Raw genomic sequence first — 18,919 nt, 5'->3', positions numbered from 1 at the left:
TAAGGATAATTTATGATTCCGTATGATGAGGTTCTGCAAAAAGTCTGCGAAATGCTTTGCGATGCCAAAGATCTCGAGCCTGATGAGGTGGATGAGAACACGCCCCTCGTTCGGCTGAAGCTGGATAGTCTGGACTATGTTGAGCTGATGGTACTGGCAAAACGTGAATTCAACATTACCCTGGAGGCAGACTGGTTTATCCATAACCCTGGGATGACTATCGGTGAACTCTGTCAGCATATCAGCAAAGGATCGGACAACTGATATGGCGCAAAAATGGATACTGGTAACGGGGGGGAGTCGCGGTATTGGCCGGGCGCTGGTCACAGGGTTAGCGCAACACTGGAACGTGGTGTTCACCGGGCGCAACGAAGCCGCTATTCACGCTATTACAGCTCAGGAGCAGAACAAAAATTCCTCCCATTGGGTGCAAGGCTACGCCTGCGACGGCAACGATGAAGCAGGCGTGGAGTGTCTGGCGCATGATTTGGTGGCCGAGTGGGGCGCTCCCGAGGCGATCATCCACAATGCGGGGATCGCTCGTGATGGACTGCATATTCATCAGCATGCCGCGCAGTGGCGTGATGTGCTGGAAACCAACGTTATTTCAATGATTAACTGGAATCGAACTCTGCTTCCGGCAATGATGGTACAGCGGCGCGGCTCCCTTGTGCTGATGTCATCGGTCAGCGCGCTAAAGGGCAACGTGGGGCAGACAGCGTACGCCGCAAGTAAAGCGGCGATGAGCGGCATGGCCCGTTCGCTGGCGTTGGAGGTGGCGCGCTTTGGCATCCGGGTGAACTGCCTGGCGCCGGGCCTGATTCGCACGGAAATGTTGGAGGAGATACCCGCTCAAAAATTAAAAGAGTTACGCCAGTCCATACCGTTGCGCAGGCTTGGAGAAACGGAGGATGTGCTTCAGGCCGTGGCGTTTTTAATTGGCGAGGGGAGTCAATATATGACCGGGCAAACCCTGGTGCTGGACGGCGGGCTGTGTGCCTGAATACTATCGCCGTAGGTACCAGGCTGGCCTGCTATCTGTCGGCGTCAGTAAGTTGTGAAATGCGTTCCACTAACCCTGCTATCTCTTTATCTGTCGTCTGATAAATCTGCATAATCTGCGAGGAATATTGTGCGACCAGGGACATAATAAATTGATGCATTTTATCTCCGCGATGATGGTTGATGATCTGAGCCAGCGATTTTTCCCCCGTTCGTGTGCTGGTGAAGACTTGAACTATCTGGCGCCCGATTGCGATCAGCGCCGCTTCGGGTTCAAGGCAAGGATTGCTTAATTGATAGGGGTTAAGGCTATTTTGCATAATCATCCATTCTGAAATATCGTCAATGCCCTCAATAAGATAGAGCGGTTGTTTACTTTTCTTCGCAGTAGATAAACGTTGCAGTGGCGGGCTATGGTCGAGACAAGAAATATTATGCAATAACCCACCAATTTCGACTTTTAGCGTTTGCGCTGCGCTCATTCCCATTTTTGTCGCCAGATAACCGGCAATACGTCCCACGGCTGCGGAATAGCATGGCGTTTGCTCAGCGAATTGATCGATGATAAAAGAGAGCAGTTTGGCGATATCGCGTAGGTTATGTAGTGAGATCGTGTCGTTATGAATTCCGGGTATTTCTTTGATGTAATCCCGATAGTCAGAGGAGGCCATGACTGTCCAGAAATGTTTATTTTCCGAGAGTGTCCTGAATGCTTGTATATATTCTTCTTTATAGAGGATGTGCGCACCGGCATTAACGATTTCAAGGAGTTTTTTACCTAAAAAAGCGATATGGGTCGCGCGGTGTTGACTGTAAAGGACATCAAGTCGATCGGCGAAAAACAACAGATGGCTCTCTTCGGGAACCAGTTCCCCTTCTATGTAATGCCCCAGACCGTTACGCCAGTGGGTATGGTGGTAGCGAACTATCTTGTTCAGTGGACGAAAAAGCGGAATCCGACTGAGTAATTCGCTCCCGATGAGCGCATGGTTGTTACGCTCATCATCAATGTAATTCAGTGGTTCCAGACGGGATTTTTCATTTAATCCGCCGATATCATGGACCAGCGCGGCAAGAACAGTTTTGCGCTGTAAAGCGGGTGACAGATCAACCCGACTGGCCAGATGCGATGCGATAAACGCGGTTCTGATATGATGCAGGTTCAGTTTCGGATTGATCATATCAATAGTATTGGCAATGCTGGCTAAGGTCGGGAGTAAATGTATGGTCATGATATCGCTGTAATATTAAACGGATGAGATAAGAGCCTATCCCATTAGGTCTATTTTGCTTGTCATTTTGAACCTGGGCAGTGCTCAGAATCCTCACGTACTACGTGTACGCTCCGGTTCTTCCGCGCTGGCCGTGTTCAAACTGTCTGCGCCAATAACGCCTGGTGGGATAGGCTCTAAGTCGCAATCAATGATGGACTATTTACGCTTGCAGCCATATTGAGGGAACGCCGGATTACCGAATAATATAGTATCATCATTAATATGATTGATATAGATTATTCTGTCATTGTTTTGGTCACTAAAGATGATTTTTTGAGCAATGCTTTCTGGCGTGTTATCATTATTATGACGAATTATCCTAATTTCCGGCGCGTGGAAAAGCGTGCGGCTGTTTTTATATTTTTTCAATGAGAGAGAAATACTGCGCGAGACAATATATTTTTCATCGTTACTGGTGATCAATCCTTCAAAATTGATAAAAAGACCATCCGGTGAGAACTCAGCGGAGAGGAGTCCCTCGGCGCGGAAAGTATCTTCATTTATTTGCTGAGTAACATCATACTTCGATTCGCAGGATAATACACTGCGGTTATTGAGACAAAAATAAAATAACAGCGAAACTGCTATGATCAGGCCAACGCCAGTCGCTAATAGATATTTACGCATTTTTTATTTCCTTATAATAGTAACTGTGGCATTGCTGGTGTTTAAGATCGCATTCAAGGATAAATATGTTCATGTAACGTCCTAATCCATGGTCATCATTGATTTTTCGTTTGAAAAAATAAATCTCCTTAGGTGTCGAACAGTCAATTTCCGAGGGGAGCATTTTTTCATTTTGAGGATTATCAAGAAACTCTGTTGTGGATAGCGCGTCGACAGAGTGGATGCTACACTTATCCTGATAGAAGGTTTGATTGCTGGTTTGTTTTTTATAGAAAAATGAGTAAGTGATAAAAAAAATACTTACGGATAATATCAGGGCGAAAAATAATGTCTTGCGGTGTCGCCAGATAAGTCTTTTTCTGGAGAGTTCCGGAGGAATGTCCGGAAGGGTGAATGATGAGTGGTAATCGCAGTCGGTCGTGACAATGATTTCATCAGAAATCTTAAAACCAATTCGCGGTATCGTAATAATCACATTTTTCTCAATGCCAAGGTCCGAGAGGCTGCGACGAAGCGTTGAGATGTATTGATTAAGATTACTGTTTGACGGCCTGGCACCGTATTTTTCAAATACCGCCTGAAAAATATCAATACGTGAAATGATATCTCCCTGCTGCCGCAACAGGGTGGCCAGAAGACGAGTCGATGTCGCTGAAAGTTCAATACAATCACCCGTTAACAAGTTGACCAGAGAAGCTTCCTCTGTATCGAAAGTAATAAATCCCTCTATATCGAACCGCATTTTTATCTCCATACGGAATTAAAAATCCACTCTTTATATCAGGGTTTTTATCATAAAAAAAAGTAATTTTTAGATAAATATTCTGTTTAAAGTGAATTTTTAAGCTAATGTTGTCGTTTTTGTGTGGTCAATCCATACTGTCATTCGTTGGAATTGACAGAAGGAGCTGATGCATGAAGATTGCAACCTCATTATGTAACCCTGGCTTACAGCATAGGTCTGGTCGTGCTGTTGAGAGTTTAAGGGTATTGATGACCGCTATGGGTATCAATAAACTCTCCGGGGTGAACGTACCAGAGCAAGAGCATATTCTTTACATACTAAAAGAACATTCTCCTGAAGGATTACTTACTCGTGAATTAGCTGACATATGTGAAATGTCAATATATAAAGTCAGACATTTGCTATTGCCACTAGAGAAGTATGGTCAGGTCGTTAGAATAAAAATAAAAAAACATCATAAATGGTATTTTTATAATAAATATATTGATTGAAAGCCATACTAACAAGAGGCCTGGATGTTTGCAATCAACAGAGGGAATTTAGCTGATTTTTACATTTATTAATTATGCCTGAGGGGCTAAATCTCGCGAGATACTGAGAATGTTCTTAGTAATAGTGCGTCTCACCTCTTAAAGAGATCGTTTTTTACTTTGGCAATTCTTATTTTGATAAGTATTTATCAATAATAACAGATAATTCTTATAAAAAGCGTTCGTGATGGCGCCGGTAGACGCCGACTCTGTTGATAAAATGCGGCGGTTGTTTGTGACATGTTATTGTTATGTAGCAATGAGTTTTGCTCAGCATCGAGTGCATCTGACTACGGTTCATTGGACGGCCAGGGACTGGCCTGATTATTGTGCGTAGCGCACGTCATCCTGAAAGCGTACGGGTATCTATACGCTATCTTTCATTCTGTCTGATCCGTTCTGCTCTACAGCCCGGTTTTATGTGTAAAAATGCGATCCCTTTCACTGCACGGGATAACAGTGTGATCTGGCTCAAATTAAACACTGCGTGAGAGAAATACTTCCCGTTGGATTATATGCTGAGCTGTGACTCAGGACCGCTGTGACCACGGCAGAGAGTGATGTCCAATATACTGGAAAAACTTCCCGTAATATAAGGTGAATGAGAATTAACTGAGCTTGAGTGCGGGAGGATTGAGGGGTTGTTTGATATTAAATAATAAAACTACCGTGTCATTCACGTTACTGTAAGTCTAAATATTATGGTGATTAAACATGTGTACTGGAGGGAGTACAAGATGGCTTACAGAATGATTTTAAACGAAACCTCTTATTTTGGCGCAGGCTCCATTAGCTGCATTGTCGATGAAGTGAAAAAACGGGGATTCAAAAAAGCGCTGGTGGTCACTGACGAGGATCTGATTCGTTTTAAGGTTGCGACAAAAGTATTCGACATTCTTGACGGAGCCGGACTGGCCTATAGTATCTTTGATAAAGTGATCCCCAATCCGACGATTGAGGTGGTGCAGCAGGGCGTTGAGGCCTTTAAGCAATCGGGGGCCGACTATCTGATTGCCATTGGTGGCGGTTCGCCGCAGGATACCTGTAAAGCGGTCGGGATTATCATTAATAATCCCGAATTTGCCGATGTTCGCAGTCTGGAAGGTGGTGCAGACACGAAAAATGCCGCCGTGCCAATGATTGCCATCCCAACGACTGCCGGTACGGCGGCGGAAGTGACCATTAACTACGTCATTACCGATGTTCAGAATCGCCGTAAATTTGTTTGTTATGATCCACATGATATCCCGGTTGTGGCGATTATCGATGCTGAGATGATGGCCAGCATGCCCGCCAGCCTGAAAGCCGCGACCGGTGTTGATGCGCTGACTCACGCGATTGAAGGATACATCACTAAAGGTGCGTGGGAACTAACCGACATGCTGCACCTGAAGGCTATCGAAGTCATTGGCCGTTCGCTTCGCGCTTCGGTACGGGGCGAGGCGCAGGGAGCCGAAGGGATGGCGCTGGGGCAATATATTGCCGGGATGGGCTTCTCGAATGTCGGGCTTGGTCTGGTTCATGGCATGGCGCATCCGCTGGGCGCGTTCTACGGTACGCCGCATGGCGTCGCGAATGCGGTGCTGTTACCGCATATTATGGCCTACAATGCCGAATTTACCGGTGAGAAATATCGCGATATTGCCGTTGCGCTGGGGAATAAACAGGCGGCGACCTTACCGATCGCTGAAGCGCGTAAGGCGGCGGTTGACGCGGTGGCCGCGCTTAATCGCGACGTGAATATCCCTGCGCGTCTGCGCGATGTCGGAATGAAAGAGGACGATATTGACGCCCTGGCTGCCGCAGCGCTGGCGGACGTATGTACCGGCGGTAACCCGCGTGATACCAGTCTGGAAGAGATTAAGGCGCTGTATCGGGCAATTTTTTAAGCTAACCATCTCAACCGTAGCCGGTAATGCAACCGGCTACGGTGTGATTTCGCTATAACCATCCATCAATTACCGCTCGTTTCAGACTTAATCTTGTCAATGGCAGTCACGTTTTCCGACATCGCTTCATTGAGGACTTTTACCGCTGTGCTGGCATCGCGATTCTTAATCGACATATAGACCTTGATATGGGCTTCAACGCTTTCAAGGGTAATGCCCAGTGCGCGGTTAAGTTCTTCAAGATAATAGTAATAAATATCTTTGATAGAATTCATTACGTTATAAAAGACGCTATTGTGCGAGGCTTTGACAATCGCCAGATGGAAAGCGTAATCCGCTTCAGAATATTTTTTATAGTCGCCTTTGTTGATGAGCATATTGTTGAGCGCTTGTTCAAGCTGGAGAATATCTTCATCAGTAGCGTGAGTGACGGCCAGTTCTACGCATTTGAATTCCACGGTCTGACGGAAGATCATCATATCGTGAAACTCTTCTCGGCTAAGATGCATGATAGGGCGAGGATCGTTGCTCAGCATTTGCGGTGTGAAGTGATCGCTAACGTAACTACCGCTTCCCTGGCGGGTGACGATAATGCCGAGATCGCGAAAACGTTGAACTGCGCTGCGCACGCTGACCCGGCTGACGTTAAAGGAAGTGGTAAGCTCAGCTTCAGAGGGGAGGCGGCTACCCGGCGGCCAGCTACCATCCAGCAGTTTTGCGCTTATCTGATCATAAATTTCACTGACAACATTCTGTTTTTGAATGGATTTTATGCTCAAAATCGCTGTCCATTAAAGTGCTGAGAATAACAGCATTGTATAACAATTCATTTTTAAGAACAAAGCGCCCGACCGGGCGCTTGTCACTATTATTCAAAGCGAATGAGGACCTTAGCAGAAATATTTTTGTCGGTGGCGGTAATCAATGCCTCTTCAATTTTTTCTGGAGAGAACTCGGCGCTGATTAACGGGCGTGGATTAATGCGCCCGTCTTCCAGCCACCTCACCGCAGTTGTAAATTCGTCGATAAATCGGAAAGAACCAATCCAATTTATCTCTTTGACCAACATTGCTGAAACTGGCCAACTTTCCGGATTTGCGCCCATACCAACCTGAACGATCTTTCCCGTAGGTCGCGTGAACGCCACCGTTGAGGTGATAGCGGCTGGTGCGCCTGATGCTTCAAAGACTACATCAAAGTAACCTCTATTTTGCTGATAATGCGTCACGCGTTTTTCGTCGCGTGGATCCATAACTGCCGTAGCCCCCATCTGTCGTGCCAGATCCAAACACCGTGGACTTAAATCGGAGGCGACCAGTTCAGAAGCACCAGCACATTTTGCCGCGGCTAAAATCAGACAACCGATAGGTCCCGCGCCGATGACCAACACACGTTTCCCGGTGAGCTGTCCCGCCATTTTTACCGCGTGTATGGCGACGGCTAAAGGTTCGGAAAAGGCCATCACATTTGCCGGAACCTGACTGGCATAAGGAATGCATTGTTCCGGTTTAACCACCACATATTCTGAGAAGCCGCCATTAACGTGAGGGTTAAATTGCGCACTTCCCATAAAGCGCATCGCGCCACACATATTTTGCTTGCCTGAAAGGCACATTTCACATTGGTTACACGGGCTGGAGGGGTTTATGGCTACAGTCTGACCAACCTTCAATTCACTGCCTGCCGGGATTTTTTCGACGATGCCGACAAATTCATGTCCGATAACCATCGGATGTTTCAGAATCGACATGCCAGCGCGACCATGCTGATAATAGTGGATATCAGAGCCACAGATCCCACCGCAGGCTACTTTGACCACGACGTCATCATTACTGTATTCAATGTCACGCGATTCAAAACGAACATCTTTTTCTGCATGCGCCAGGCATGCATTACAGGTTATTTTCTCAGTGTTCATGATTTCCTCATTATTTATTTGTGGGGGCGGCTGGATGCATTACGCTGTCATTGCTACTATTTGCCTTCTTGTTATCAGGCAAAATAACTTCGATTTTTCCTACCAGGAAAATATAAGCCAGCAGTCCGAGTCCGGCGACCGCTGCGATATACCACATGGCATAATGAAAGTTATGCGTACGATCGAGAATAACGCCGATAACTATTGGGCTAACGATACCAGATAAATTTCCACATATATTCAGGATTCCCCCCATAGTGCCGAGAAAATTACGTGGTATGACATCGCTCCAGACTACCCAGCCTAAATTTGAAAAAGCATTGGCGAAAAATGCGATTGAGAGAATAACAATAGCGACGATCGGTTGATCTTCAAAAAAGTTCACCATGACAATAATCATGGTGACGCACAGGCCAGCCATTACTGGTAATTTACGTGCTAATGTTCTGGATTTTCCTTTTTTCAATAGCATATCACTGAGTGTTCCGCCGCATAACACGCCAAGCATTGCCATAATATAGGGGAGCATGGCACCAATGCCTGCTTTGGAAATAGAAAGATGTAGCCCTTTTTCCAGATAGACAATAAACCAGGTGAGAAAGAAATAGAGCGTTGAGGAACAGGCGAATTGGGTAATAAAAAGCCCCCAGACGGTCTTCTTAGTGAGAAAGAATTTAATATCCTGCCAGCTTATTTTGGTATTGACGGAAGATTGGTTTACGGAACCATAACCACCACCGGCCTTGATATAATCGAGCTCTGCTTGATTAGCCGAAGTACTGTGTTGCGGATCACGGTAGTATATTAACCAGTATATGCCAAACAATATTCCCACGCCACCGGACAAATAGAATGACATTTCCCAACCGTAATTCGCCACAACAAATGATAGTGCCGGTGTCAGCAGAGCCAGACCGATATATTGTGCGCTGGAGTAAATGGCCGTGGCTCGTGCGCGTTCATGATCCGGAAACCAGGTAGCAATAATTTTTGTATTAGAAGGAAATGATGGTGCTTCGGCGACGCCAATTAATGCGCGGCACACTAATAGCATAGCGAATGAAGCAGTAGTGGTAGTGAATAAATGATGAGAGGAAAATCCCATCATGAAAGTAAATATACTCCATAATATAATTGCACCGCCATAAAGAATACGCGAGCCAATTCGGTCGAGAACGTAGCCGACGGGGATCTGGCTGGCGGCATAAGCCCAGGTGAACATAGAAAAAAGTAAACCGAGCTGTGTTGGCGTTAGCGTAAAATCATTCTGGATATTCGTGCCGGCAACTGCAAGATTGGCGCGATCCATATAATTAATTGCCGTTACAATAAACAACAATGTGAGAATAAAGAGTCGTGATCTTGAAGCCTTCATAATAATACCTGTGTTATGTCGGCAGGTTTTTACATTTAATGCAAAAACTTGCCGGGAATTTTAAAGGCAAAAATGTTAATTTCTTTGCCGAATTACAGCACCGCCAGCCAGCCGCCATCGACGTAAATAATCTGCCCGTTTATATAATCAGAGGCTTTTGATGACAGAAAAACAGCGGTGCCAATTAATTCACTTGGGTGACCCCAGCGCTGTGATGGGTTGCTATTTTTCACCCAACTATCGAACTGTTGATCTTCTATAAGCGCGGTATTCATATCTGTCAGAATATAGCCTGGGCCAATGGCGTTAGTCTGGATATTAAATTGCGCCCATTCGGCTGCCATGGAGCAGGTGAGCATTTTGATGCCGCCTTTCGCCGCTGTATAGGGGGCGACAGTCGGTCGGGCTGCCTGGCTGGTCAGCGAACCAATATTGATGATTTTCCCTCCGGAATTGCGAGCAATCATCCGTTTCGCAGCGGCACGAGAAACGAGGAAAGCGCTGGTCAGGTTGGTATCAATCACCTTTTGCCAGTTTTCCAGCTCAAGTTCCACCATCGGTTTACGATACTGAATACCGGCATTGTTTATCAAAATATCGACGTGGATATTTTGCGCATCAAGCTCTGCAAAGGCTTTTTCAATGGCGTCTTCATTTGTCACATCAAACGCCATGCCGTGTGCGCGATACCCTTTACTTGCCAGTTTTTCTACAGACTCTGTCAGCAGCGTATCGCGAATGTCGTTCAGAATTACTGTTGCGCCCTCAGCGGCGAGCCCTTCCGCATAGGCAAATCCCAGCCCACGTGCCGATCCGGTGACCAGCGCTGTTTTCCCCGTTAAATCGAATAATGCGCTCATTTCATTTCCTCATTGGCTTTATTTGTATGACGACTGTCTTATTTAAGATTGTTTTTTTGAATGATAAAAGCAACATCCTAAAAATAAATTTGCAACCATGATCACAAATGCAAGGCATTCTTATAAAGTGTTTATAGTTATATTATTGTTATTAATGTATTTTTTTATATTTTGTATCAATGATATGATCGAGGTCACAGAATAGGGCATTGAGGAAACGCTTACCTTTCAGGCGTGATATAACAATACTAAGTTGTAGGACAACCTACAAATTTAGCGTTGCCATTTCATTATGACTTGTTGCATGGCATGTAGTTAATTCGCGGAACTAAGGAGTTAAAGTGAGTAACCTGAAAATCACCAATGTGAAAACGATTCTGACGGCGCCCGGTGGCATTGATCTGGCCGTTGTAAAAATCGAAACCAACGAACCAGGGCTGTATGGCCTGGGCTGTGCGACATTTACCCAGCGTATCTTCGCGGTGAAAAACGCCATCGATGAGTACATGTCGCCTTTTCTCGTTGGCAAAGATCCGATGCGTATTGAAGATATCTGGCAGTCAGGTGCGGTCAGCGGTTACTGGCGTAATGGGCCGATTATGAATAATGCGCTATCCGGCGTTGATATGGCTCTGTGGGATATTAAAGGTAAGTTGGCGGGGATGCCGGTTTATGAGTTGTTGGGCGGCAAATGCCGCGACGGTATCCCGTTGTATTGCCATACCGATGGTGGTGATGAGGTGGAAGTTGAGGACAATATCCGCGCCCGAATGGAGGAAGGTTATCAGTATGTACGCTGTCAGATGGGGATGTATGGCGGTGCAGGGACAGATGATTTAAAGCTGATTGCAACTCAGTTGGCTCGGGCGAAAAATATTCAGCCCAAACGCTCTCCACGGAGTAAAACGCCGGGTATTTATTTTGACCCGGACGCCTACGCGAAAAGTGTTCCGCGTCTGTTTGACCATCTTCGCAATAAGCTGGGCTTTGGTATTGAATTCATACATGACGTACATGAGCGAGTGACCCCGGTTACCGCGATTAATCTGGCGAAAACGCTTGAACAATATCAACTTTTTTACCTTGAAGACCCGGTAGCACCGGAAAATATCGACTGGCTCAAAATGCTTCGTCAACAATCTTCCACGCCGATTTCCATGGGGGAGCTGTTTGTGAATGTGAATGAGTGGAAGCCGTTAATCGACAATAAGCTGATCGATTACATCCGTTGTCACGTCAGCACCATCGGCGGCATTACACCCGCGAAGAAACTGGCGGTATACAGTGAGTTGAACGGCGTGCGTACTGCGTGGCACGGACCTGGCGACATCTCGCCGGTCGGTGTCAGCGCAAATATGCACCTTGATCTGAGCTCGCCAAACTTCGGCATTCAGGAGTACACGCCGATGAATGATGCTTTACGTGATGTCTTCCCGGGATGTCCAGAGATAGAGCTAGGGTACGCTTATGTGAACGATAAGCCGGGCCTGGGAATCGATATAGATGAAGCTAAAGCGGCGAAGTATCCCTGTGAAGGCGGGATCCCGTCATGGACGATGGCGCGGACGCCGGATGGGACCGCGTCAAGACCGTAAGCTGCGCAGTAAACCACTGAAACGGCGCAAGCGGGCTTTATATACGCTTGCGCCCTTTTGCTCACGGCGCCAGATACACCTGCGGTACGGCGATATCCGGGTGCTCTCCCATACTTACCTCCGCCCCATACCAGCGGCTAATAATCGGTTGTTGAATCACTTCCCGCGGCGTGCCCTGCGCTACCACGTTGCCCTGATGCAGCAACAGAATATGGTCGGCCCAGAGCGCCGCGAGATTCAGATCGTGCAGGACCACACAGACATGCAGTTTGCCGCTGCGGGTCAGACGCCTGAGCAGGCGCAGAAGATGTTGCTGATAGTACAGATCCAGCGCCGAAGTGGGTTCATCGAGAAACAGCCAGCCTTCGGGCGCGCCATCGCGCCATAGCTGCGCCAGACTCCGGGCCAACTGGACTCGCTGCTGCTCGCCGCCGGAAAGAGATGGATAGCGTCTCCCGGCGAGGTGATCACAGCCGGTCTCATTCATCACCTGGCGGATCATCTCCATGTTCGGCGTGCTGCCCCAGGGCGAGCGGCCCATGGCGATAACGGTTTCAATCGGCCAGTCGGCGTGGAGCTGAGTACGTTGCAGCATCACCGCCCGGCGACGGGAAAGCGCTTGCGCCGACCAGCTTTCCAGCGGCCGTCCCTCGATTAACCGTTCGCCATCGTCGGGGGTTAAAAAACCGGTTAACAGACGCAACAGGGTTGATTTCCCCGCGCCGTTAGGGCCAATCAGCGCCATCATTTCGCCGCCACGCAGTTCAAGGGAAACATCGTTAATAATCTGCCGATTACCGATGCGCAAAGAGAGCGAACGCGCACTATAGCGGTTATCCATGAATTTCTCTTTCCCGACGAAAAATGAGCCACAGGAACCACGGCGCGCCGAGCGCGCTGGTCAACAGACCGACCGGCATCTCCGCAGGGGCGGCGACGGTGCGCGCCAGGGTGTCGGCCAGCAGGAGCAGTATCGCGCCGCACAGCAGCGAACCGGGGATCAGGCCGCGATGGTCAGGCCCCAGCCACATCCGCATCAGATGCGGCACCACAAGGCCGATAAAACCAATAATGCCGCTGATAGCCACTGCGGAGGCCACCAGCAGTGCGCTGCATAACAGCAACAGCCGCTGCAATGCGCGGACGTTAACGCCGAGATAGTGCGCTTCTTCATCGCCCAGCTGTAACAGATTAAGACGCGAGGCCATTGCCCATACCACGATGGCGGCCGGGATCATCAGCGTGGCCGCCACCAGCAGCGTGGACCATTCCGCCTGGCCGAGGCTACCCATGCCCCACAAGGAAAGCTGACGCAACTGGCTATCATTGCTGAGCCACGCCAGCACCCCGACCAGCGCGCCGCACAGGGCATTAATGGCAATGCCGACCAACAGCAGGCGCGAGAGCGAGGCGTCTCCGGCCCGGCTGAGAATAAAAATGACTACCATCACCGCCACGCTACCGATAAACGCCGCCAGCATCGGCGCATACAGCGCCACCAGCGCCGGGACCGACAGAGGGAGCACCAGCCAGCAGGCCACCGCCAGCGCCGCGCCGCTGCTGATCCCTAAAAGCCCTGGATCGGCGAGCGGATTGCGAAACAGCCCCTGCATCACGCAGCCGGAGAGCGCCAGCGCAGCACCCACCAGCAGCGCCAGCAGTACCCGCGGCAGGCGTATGGTTAACCAGATATTTCTCAGGATCTCATCGCCGGAAGGGAGCAGGCTGCTCAATGGCAGACGCATCGCCCCAAGGCTCGTGGCAAACAGCGTCAGGATGACCAGAAGCAGCGTCATTAACCACAGATGACGGGCAAGGTGGGATCGCATCAGGGCAACTGCTCCGCTTTTTGCCGCAGGGCGAGTATCGCCTGCGGCGTGCGCGGGCCAAAGCCAAGCAGGGCCATATCGTCAATCACCAGCACCTGCTTATGACGGCCCGCCGGCGTTTGCGCCAGTCCCGGCAGCTTCCACAGTCCGGTTTCGCCGCCCATCCCTTTCAGACCATCGGCGGAAATGACCACCAGATCCGGCCGGCTGGCGATAACGCCTTCCTGGGACATACTGCGATAATGGTCGAAGCCCTGCATCGCGTTCTGTAGACCAGCCGCCCTGATCGCGCCGTCTGCCGCCGTTTGTTTACCGGCCACCATGCTGTTCATGCCGCCGTGGCTGAGAATAAACAGCACGCGTTTATTCATGGGCTGAGACGGAATTTGCGCTATCTGCCGATGAAGCTGCTGACGCAAGGCTTCACCTTCGCGCTGTTTGCCGAGGGCGTCAGCAATGACAGCGATCTTTTTCTCGATTGCCGGAAAATCATAGCCGCCCGGTACGCTGACCACTTTAACCTTGTTCTCTTCGACCTTTTTCAGCACCAGAGAGGGCCGTGCCTGCGCGCTGGCTAAGACCAGCGTCGGGCGCAGAGAGAGGATCCCTTCGGCGTTCAACTGGCGCAGATAGCCCACATCCGGCAGGTTCTGCGCGGCAGCAGGCCAGGTACTGGTGCTGTCTTTGGCCACCAGTTGCGGCTGGGCGTCAAGCGCGTAAACCACCTCCGTGACGTCGCCGCCGAGAGAGACTATCCGCTCGGCGGCGGCGCAGACCAGCAGCGGAAACGCCGCAAGTAATATCAGCCAGCGCTTCATGCGATCGACCCTTCGGTTGTTAAACGATCAACCTGCGTGCGCCACTGCGCCTGTTCCGGGTGGCCTTCGCTGCGTTGGCCATATAGCTGGGCGATTTGCGTGCCGTCTTTCGCGAACAACTCGACGCTGGTAACGTGACCGTCGGACGTGGGTTTGCGGGTTACCCAGATTTCATCGACGCTATCTTCGCGCAGATGCAGGGTAAAAGCGGTATTGAATATATTCAGCCAGCCGCGCATTGGGGCAACGTTTTCCAGTACGCCGGTGAAGATCTGCACGCAGCCACGGTTGCCGACGAAAATCATGATCTCATTGCCATCCTTGTGGATGGTGTCCAGCAGTGCCGGGAGTGTCTCTTTTTCAATCCGGCAGGCGAGATCATCGCTGACCAGGCGGAACGCCTGCTGACGTGACAGGTTATATTTTCTCAGCAGGCCGAAGAACTGGTGTACGTCGGTCATGGCGCGCCATTCCTTTTCCAGCGCCGCGCCGTCGGCGGAATCGGCAAATTTCACCTCCGTGACCGGAAGAATCGTCAGCGGAGCAGGAGCGCTTTGCCGGTACCCGGCAATCAGCGCATCCCAGGCCGCCATATCCGTATTTCCGGTGGTGTAAACCTTGAGCAACGCATCGCCGTGGGCGTCGAAGAACTGAATACTCTGGCGACCATTGTCGGTCAGGTGAAAAGCGCTGGCCCACTGGCTAAGGAACAGGCGCAGGTCGAGGGCGCGTGGATTGAGGATCAGCCCGGCGTGGCCGCTCAGATGTTGATGAGTAAATGCGCCGACCTGTTCATGTACCGCGTATTCATTGCGGCAGATGCATTTGGTTTCGCCTACCGCTTCCAGCGCCGCCAGAATCGCGCGCGCGTCGTCCTGCAGGCGTACAGCATCGTGGCCCAGACGGGCCTCGGTCAGTTCGGCTTCGCTAATCCCCATTTCACTGGCGATATCGCGCGCGTATCTGGCGGAGGATTGTGCTTTGGTGGTCAGATAGCGCTGCCACAGCGGAGCATGTTGCGATGGCGTGTTTGGCATAATTCACATCCTTCTCTACGATGAGTATCCCCGGCGCGCGGGCCGGGGAGCAGGTTTCTTATTATTGCGTTTGTCAAAAACGTATCTGGCTAATCAGAAATCGACGTTAACGCCCAGTTGCCAGGTCCGTCCAGGCATCACCGCCAGCGCTTTATCGTTAGCGTCCTGATTGGTGGCCGTTTCGATATTGCGGCTGCTCAGATAATCCCAGTATTTACGATCGGTAACGTTGTAAACCCCGCCGTTCAGGCGCACGTTTTTCGTCACCTGCCAGTAAGCGGTCCAGTCCAGCATGCCGTAACCCGGAACGCGCATATATTCGCTGGTGGAATCGGTAATGGCCGAGCCGCTGTTGGAGTAGCTTTCGCGGTTGGTGGCGGTAGCGCGTTTGCCCTTAACAAAGGTGGCAGTCAGGGCGGTACCGTACCGTTTTGCCGGATCGTCCCATGCCACGCCGACGATCGCCTTCATTGGCGCGACGCTATCAAGATCGACGTATTTATCGCCGCTGTAGCTGGATTTCGATTGTCCTTCGCTATAACCGTAGGCGAGGGTGGCGCTCAGGCCGTTAACCTCTTCAAACCAGGTGCCAAAGTTGAATCTGGCGCTAATTTCGCCGCCGTAAATATAGGCTTTATCGCGGTTTTCCGCCTGGTAGATGGTGTAGATGTTCGACGGCACATTGGTGAACTGTGTCGGGTTATTGGCGCGGGTGTAGCGGGTATAGGCGATAAAGTTCTTATAGCTGTTGTAGAACAGTGCGGTGCGCAGGGTAATGCCTTCCGTCACTTCGCCCTTCATCCCCCACTCGAGGTTATCGCTGGTTTCGGTTTTCAGATCGGTATTCCCGATCAGTGCATACTGCTGACTGGCCGCATAGCTGGAGCCGAGGTTCCAGGAGCCATACAGCTGGCTGGCGTTGGGGAACTGCGCCCCGCGCTTATATTGCAGGTAAGTCATCAGCCGAGGAGTGATATCGTACTGGAAAGTCAACGACGGCAGCGCCTGGGTATCGGCGTTCTTGCCATACAGCGTCGAGACCGCCGACCCCGTCAGCACGCTGCTGTTGTTGGCCAGGTCGGAGAGATTTTCCGGTTTGGTCGATTGATGTACCACACGAATGCCCGGGATAACGGCGAAATTATGGCTGTCGAGGTCGAAGTTAATCTGGTCCTGCACGAAACCGGCGACGATATAACTGCGGCTGTCGGCGTCCGGTTGCATAATCACGCTGTAGGCACCAGGGGTTGGCGACTGGGTTAGCGGGCGCTGAGTTTTGGTGGTGCTGGCGTTAAAACCGGCGCTCAGGTCGTGGCGGCCGATCGATTTTACCAGCGCGCTCTGAATGCCCCAGGTATCGGTATCGTAGTCGGAGCTCACTGTTTGCATCGCGCGGGTGATACTGTCCGGCATATAAGTCCAGTCATGGGCTTCGGTATGCTGGTAGTAGACTTTGGTTGATACGCCGTCGATATAGTCATTCATCGGCGTCCAGTCATCTTTCAGGCTCAGGCCCCAGCGGCGGGTCTGGCTGGTCTGGTTGGTGGTGCCGATGATGCTGCTGCCGCTGGAGTTCCAGGCGTCGTAATGGGTATGGTTGGTTTTATGGTAATAATCGAATGTACTGGTCAGCTTGTGTTCGTCATTCGGCTGCCAGATCCCGGACGCCATAAACGCGTCCGAGTGCCAGTTTGCCGGGTATGAATCAAGCGTCCCGCTGTTATTTTCCGTCTCCTGACCGTCGCGACGGCTGTAGACGAAGATGCCGCGCAGGGTTTCATCGCCGCCAGCGACCGTGACGCCATTGTGCCAGCTACGGTCGGCGGAATCATAGCCGCTGCGGTAGCCGAAGGCGCTGGTTTTCCCCGGATGCAGATAGTCATCGGCGGATTTCGGACGGAAAGAGACGTTGCCGCCGATAGCGTTGTTGGGGGTATCGATCGAGGTCGCTCCGGACTGAATATCAATGCTGCCGTACATGTACGGGTCGATGTAGTCGCGCCCCATTCCGAAAGTATTGAGGCCTGCGCGGCTGGCATAGCTGCGCCCGGTGGCATTGGGCTGGGCGATACCGTCGACGTCGATACCGACGCGGTTGCTTTCCATGCCGCGAATGTTGTAGCCGGTATAGCCGCCGCGGTCGAAGCCGCTTTTACCGTTGCCGGAACCGCCGCTGGCGCCGGTCGCGCTAATCAACGGTTCGTAACGCATAATGGAACCAAAATCGTTGGCGCCTTTATCCTGCAATTCCTGAGCGCTGATGGAATGCTCGCTGCCTGCTTTTAGCACAGGGGCTGGCGCGGTCACGGTCATCTGTTCCGAGCTATCCTCAGAGGCGGTATTGCTGGCCGCTTTCGTGTTGGTATCTGCCGCCCCGGCAGAAGTTTGATAGATTGCTGCAAGCAAAGAGGTCACCAGCAGGCTTTTCTTGAACCATGCTGTTGATTGAGTGGAGATATACATAATAGCCACGCCTTGATAATTATTAGTATTGGCCCACGCATTACTTCCAGAGTGCAGGTGTGTCCTGTTATTCCATGACCGGACATATTGTTCCATACTTAATTATCGCGAATGGTAATGATAGGTATTATCGTTTGCAACAAAATTATTGATTATTTCTCAATTAATCTGCAAGTTGTTTACAATTTACCCCTTTACTGACAGTGAGAAAGCGATGAGTCACAAAGCCGCTATTACCATTACCTATTGTTCGCAATGTAACTGGATGCTGCGCGCCAGCTGGATGGCCCAGGAATTGCTGCACAGTTTCAGTACCGATATTGGCTCGGTGACGCTGGTACCGGGAACCGGCGGGATTTTCGTGGTGACGGTTAATGAGGTACAAATTTGGGAGCGTAAGCAGGATGGTGGTTTTCCCGATGCCGCCGAACTGAAACGCCGGGTTCGCGACGTTTGCTTCCCGGACAAAGCGCTGGGACACGTGGATAAACCGGCATACTCCTCAGGGAGTAGTGAGTGACATTGCTCTCTTTAAACGTGTATTATTAATGCATCTTTATTGGTGAGGAACAGTCTATGGCGGGGAAACGTATTGCGCGGGAAAAAAAGACCATTAGCAGTATGATTTCGCTCTATCGGCGCCTCTGTCAGGATGCCAGTGACGACGCTGAACATTACCGGGCGCTTAATGCCTACGCGGACAAGCGTCTGGATAAGTGCGTATTTGGTGAAGAAAAACCCGCCTGCAGGCAGTGTCCGGTACACTGCTATCAACCCGCGAGACGCGAAGAGATGAAGCAGATTATGCGCTGGGCCGGGCCGCGAATGCTCTGGCGTCATCCGATCCTGACTCTTCGCCATCTGATTGATGATAAACGCCCTGTCCCCGCGCTTCCCGAAAAGTACCGGTCTAAAAAATAGCCCCGGCTCGCGCTGCGTAGCGCCTTCGGAAGCGTC

The 18,919-nt window shown here is 50.6% G+C and carries 19 protein-coding genes; 7 read left to right on the top strand and 12 right to left on the bottom strand.

Features of this window, described 5'->3' with window-relative positions:
• Window positions 1–12 precede the first annotated feature (12 nt).
• On the top strand, window positions 13–264 hold the full coding sequence (locus FE839_RS05410) for an acyl carrier protein (RefSeq protein ID WP_138359816.1): 252 nt from the start codon (window positions 13–15) through the stop codon (window positions 262–264).
• 1 nt (window position 265) lies between these two features.
• Window positions 266–1,003, top strand: coding sequence for an SDR family NAD(P)-dependent oxidoreductase (locus tag FE839_RS05405; RefSeq protein WP_138359815.1), 738 nt, complete (start codon window positions 266–268; stop codon window positions 1,001–1,003).
• A 31-nt stretch (window positions 1,004–1,034) separates the two neighbouring features.
• Here the strand turns inward: FE839_RS05405 and FE839_RS05400 are convergent, their stop codons facing one another.
• From FE839_RS05400 to FE839_RS05390, 3 genes are all read right to left on the bottom strand, one after another.
• A complete protein-coding gene (locus FE839_RS05400) occupies window positions 1,035–2,234 on the bottom strand; it encodes an HD domain-containing protein (RefSeq protein WP_138359814.1) in 1,200 nt (399 codons plus the stop codon).
• A 198-nt stretch (window positions 2,235–2,432) separates the two neighbouring features.
• Entirely contained in the window at window positions 2,433–2,903 is a 471-nt protein-coding gene (locus FE839_RS05395; protein ID WP_138359813.1) for a hypothetical protein, read from the bottom strand.
• Window positions 2,896–3,645: a winged helix-turn-helix domain-containing protein gene (locus FE839_RS05390; protein ID WP_138359812.1), complete on the bottom strand. Its 750-nt coding sequence runs from the start codon at window positions 3,643–3,645 to the stop codon at window positions 2,896–2,898. The genes FE839_RS05395 and FE839_RS05390 overlap by 8 nt, the downstream gene beginning before the upstream one ends.
• A gap of 173 nt (window positions 3,646–3,818) precedes the next feature.
• On the opposite strand from FE839_RS05390, the gene FE839_RS05385 reads away from it, so the two are divergent.
• Window positions 3,819–4,139, top strand: a complete 321-nt coding sequence (locus FE839_RS05385; RefSeq protein WP_138359811.1) for a FaeA/PapI family transcriptional regulator — start codon at window positions 3,819–3,821, stop codon at window positions 4,137–4,139.
• 776 nt (window positions 4,140–4,915) lie between these two features.
• Window positions 4,916–6,067 (top strand): lactaldehyde reductase, encoded by a 1,152-nt coding sequence (gene fucO / locus FE839_RS05380; protein ID WP_138359810.1) that lies wholly within the window; start codon window positions 4,916–4,918, stop codon window positions 6,065–6,067.
• Between the two features lie 65 nt (window positions 6,068–6,132).
• Here the strand turns inward: fucO and FE839_RS05375 are convergent, their stop codons facing one another.
• The 4 genes from FE839_RS05375 to FE839_RS05360 form a co-directional block, all read right to left on the bottom strand.
• Window positions 6,133–6,846, bottom strand: coding sequence for a FadR/GntR family transcriptional regulator (locus tag FE839_RS05375; RefSeq protein ID WP_138359809.1), 714 nt, complete (start codon window positions 6,844–6,846; stop codon window positions 6,133–6,135).
• Window positions 6,847–6,935: 89 nt separating this feature from the next.
• The gene (gene idnD, locus FE839_RS05370) at window positions 6,936–7,985 is read right to left on the bottom strand and encodes an L-idonate 5-dehydrogenase (protein WP_138359808.1); all 1,050 of its coding nucleotides are present in this window, start codon (window positions 7,983–7,985) and stop codon (window positions 6,936–6,938) included.
• Between the two features lie 10 nt (window positions 7,986–7,995).
• The gene (locus FE839_RS05365; RefSeq protein WP_138359807.1) at window positions 7,996–9,360 is read right to left on the bottom strand and encodes an MFS transporter; all 1,365 of its coding nucleotides are present in this window, start codon (window positions 9,358–9,360) and stop codon (window positions 7,996–7,998) included.
• 92 nt (window positions 9,361–9,452) lie between these two features.
• A complete protein-coding gene (locus FE839_RS05360; protein ID WP_138359806.1) occupies window positions 9,453–10,220 on the bottom strand; it encodes an SDR family oxidoreductase in 768 nt (255 codons plus the stop codon).
• 341 nt (window positions 10,221–10,561) lie between these two features.
• On the opposite strand from FE839_RS05360, the gene FE839_RS05355 reads away from it, so the two are divergent.
• Window positions 10,562–11,815, top strand: a complete 1,254-nt coding sequence (locus FE839_RS05355) for an enolase C-terminal domain-like protein (RefSeq protein WP_138359805.1) — start codon at window positions 10,562–10,564, stop codon at window positions 11,813–11,815.
• 61 nt (window positions 11,816–11,876) lie between these two features.
• Here the strand turns inward: FE839_RS05355 and FE839_RS05350 are convergent, their stop codons facing one another.
• From FE839_RS05350 to FE839_RS05330, 5 genes are all read right to left on the bottom strand, one after another.
• Entirely contained in the window at window positions 11,877–12,656 is a 780-nt protein-coding gene (locus FE839_RS05350) for a heme ABC transporter ATP-binding protein (RefSeq protein WP_138359804.1), read from the bottom strand.
• Window positions 12,649–13,644: a FecCD family ABC transporter permease gene (locus FE839_RS05345; protein ID WP_138359803.1), complete on the bottom strand. Its 996-nt coding sequence runs from the start codon at window positions 13,642–13,644 to the stop codon at window positions 12,649–12,651. The genes FE839_RS05350 and FE839_RS05345 overlap by 8 nt, the downstream gene beginning before the upstream one ends.
• Window positions 13,644–14,462: a heme/hemin ABC transporter substrate-binding protein gene (locus FE839_RS05340; protein WP_138359802.1), complete on the bottom strand. Its 819-nt coding sequence runs from the start codon at window positions 14,460–14,462 to the stop codon at window positions 13,644–13,646. Before FE839_RS05340 ends, FE839_RS05345 begins: the two co-directional genes overlap by 1 nt.
• Window positions 14,459–15,499 carry a hemin-degrading factor gene (locus tag FE839_RS05335; protein ID WP_138359801.1) on the bottom strand — a complete coding sequence of 347 codons (1,041 nt, stop codon included), beginning with the start codon at window positions 15,497–15,499 and terminating at the stop codon, window positions 14,459–14,461. Before FE839_RS05335 ends, FE839_RS05340 begins: the two co-directional genes overlap by 4 nt.
• A gap of 93 nt (window positions 15,500–15,592) precedes the next feature.
• Window positions 15,593–17,962 carry a TonB-dependent receptor domain-containing protein gene (locus FE839_RS05330; RefSeq protein WP_138359800.1) on the bottom strand — a complete coding sequence of 790 codons (2,370 nt, stop codon included), beginning with the start codon at window positions 17,960–17,962 and terminating at the stop codon, window positions 15,593–15,595.
• Between the two features lie 214 nt (window positions 17,963–18,176).
• Here FE839_RS05330 and FE839_RS05325 point away from each other — a divergent pair, with 214 nt between their 5' ends.
• Together FE839_RS05325 and FE839_RS05320 are read left to right on the top strand one after the other, a co-directional pair.
• Window positions 18,177–18,482, top strand: coding sequence for an Rdx family protein (locus FE839_RS05325; protein WP_138359799.1), 306 nt, complete (start codon window positions 18,177–18,179; stop codon window positions 18,480–18,482).
• A 56-nt stretch (window positions 18,483–18,538) separates the two neighbouring features.
• A complete protein-coding gene (locus FE839_RS05320; RefSeq protein WP_138359798.1) occupies window positions 18,539–18,883 on the top strand; it encodes a nitrous oxide-stimulated promoter family protein in 345 nt (114 codons plus the stop codon).
• Window positions 18,884–18,919: the final 36 nt, after the last annotated feature.

The organism is Klebsiella indica, from assembly GCF_005860775.1.
In the GTDB taxonomy this organism is placed as follows: domain Bacteria; phylum Pseudomonadota; class Gammaproteobacteria; order Enterobacterales; family Enterobacteriaceae; genus Klebsiella; species Klebsiella indica.
The sequence above is the reverse complement of the archived record's forward strand: the minus strand, read 5'-3'. Positions and strand labels throughout refer to the sequence as shown.

What these genes read in the sequence shown, in the direction of transcription:
- FE839_RS05410 (WP_138359816.1), top strand. Translation starts at nt 13, where the DNA reads ATGATTCCGTATGATGAGGTTCTGCAAAAAGTCTGCGAAATGCTTTGC.
- FE839_RS05405 (WP_138359815.1), top strand. Translation starts at nt 266, where the DNA reads ATGGCGCAAAAATGGATACTGGTAACGGGGGGGAGTCGCGGTATTGGC.
- FE839_RS05400 (WP_138359814.1), bottom strand. Translation starts at nt 2,234, where the DNA reads ATGACCATACATTTACTCCCGACCTTAGCCAGCATTGCCAATACTATT.
- FE839_RS05395 (WP_138359813.1), bottom strand. Translation starts at nt 2,903, where the DNA reads ATGCGTAAATATCTATTAGCGACTGGCGTTGGCCTGATCATAGCAGTT.
- FE839_RS05390 (WP_138359812.1), bottom strand. Translation starts at nt 3,645, where the DNA reads ATGCGGTTCGATATAGAGGGATTTATTACTTTCGATACAGAGGAAGCT.
- FE839_RS05385 (WP_138359811.1), top strand. Translation starts at nt 3,819, where the DNA reads ATGAAGATTGCAACCTCATTATGTAACCCTGGCTTACAGCATAGGTCT.
- fucO (WP_138359810.1), top strand. Translation starts at nt 4,916, where the DNA reads ATGGCTTACAGAATGATTTTAAACGAAACCTCTTATTTTGGCGCAGGC.
- idnD (WP_138359808.1), bottom strand. Translation starts at nt 7,985, where the DNA reads ATGAACACTGAGAAAATAACCTGTAATGCATGCCTGGCGCATGCAGAA.
- FE839_RS05365 (WP_138359807.1), bottom strand. Translation starts at nt 9,360, where the DNA reads ATGAAGGCTTCAAGATCACGACTCTTTATTCTCACATTGTTGTTTATT.
- FE839_RS05360 (WP_138359806.1), bottom strand. Translation starts at nt 10,220, where the DNA reads ATGAGCGCATTATTCGATTTAACGGGGAAAACAGCGCTGGTCACCGGA.
- FE839_RS05350 (WP_138359804.1), bottom strand. Translation starts at nt 12,656, where the DNA reads ATGGATAACCGCTATAGTGCGCGTTCGCTCTCTTTGCGCATCGGTAAT.
- FE839_RS05345 (WP_138359803.1), bottom strand. Translation starts at nt 13,644, where the DNA reads ATGCGATCCCACCTTGCCCGTCATCTGTGGTTAATGACGCTGCTTCTG.
- FE839_RS05340 (WP_138359802.1), bottom strand. Translation starts at nt 14,462, where the DNA reads ATGAAGCGCTGGCTGATATTACTTGCGGCGTTTCCGCTGCTGGTCTGC.
- FE839_RS05335 (WP_138359801.1), bottom strand. Translation starts at nt 15,499, where the DNA reads ATGCCAAACACGCCATCGCAACATGCTCCGCTGTGGCAGCGCTATCTG.
- FE839_RS05330 (WP_138359800.1), bottom strand. Translation starts at nt 17,962, where the DNA reads ATGTATATCTCCACTCAATCAACAGCATGGTTCAAGAAAAGCCTGCTG.
- FE839_RS05325 (WP_138359799.1), top strand. Translation starts at nt 18,177, where the DNA reads ATGAGTCACAAAGCCGCTATTACCATTACCTATTGTTCGCAATGTAAC.
- FE839_RS05320 (WP_138359798.1), top strand. Translation starts at nt 18,539, where the DNA reads ATGGCGGGGAAACGTATTGCGCGGGAAAAAAAGACCATTAGCAGTATG.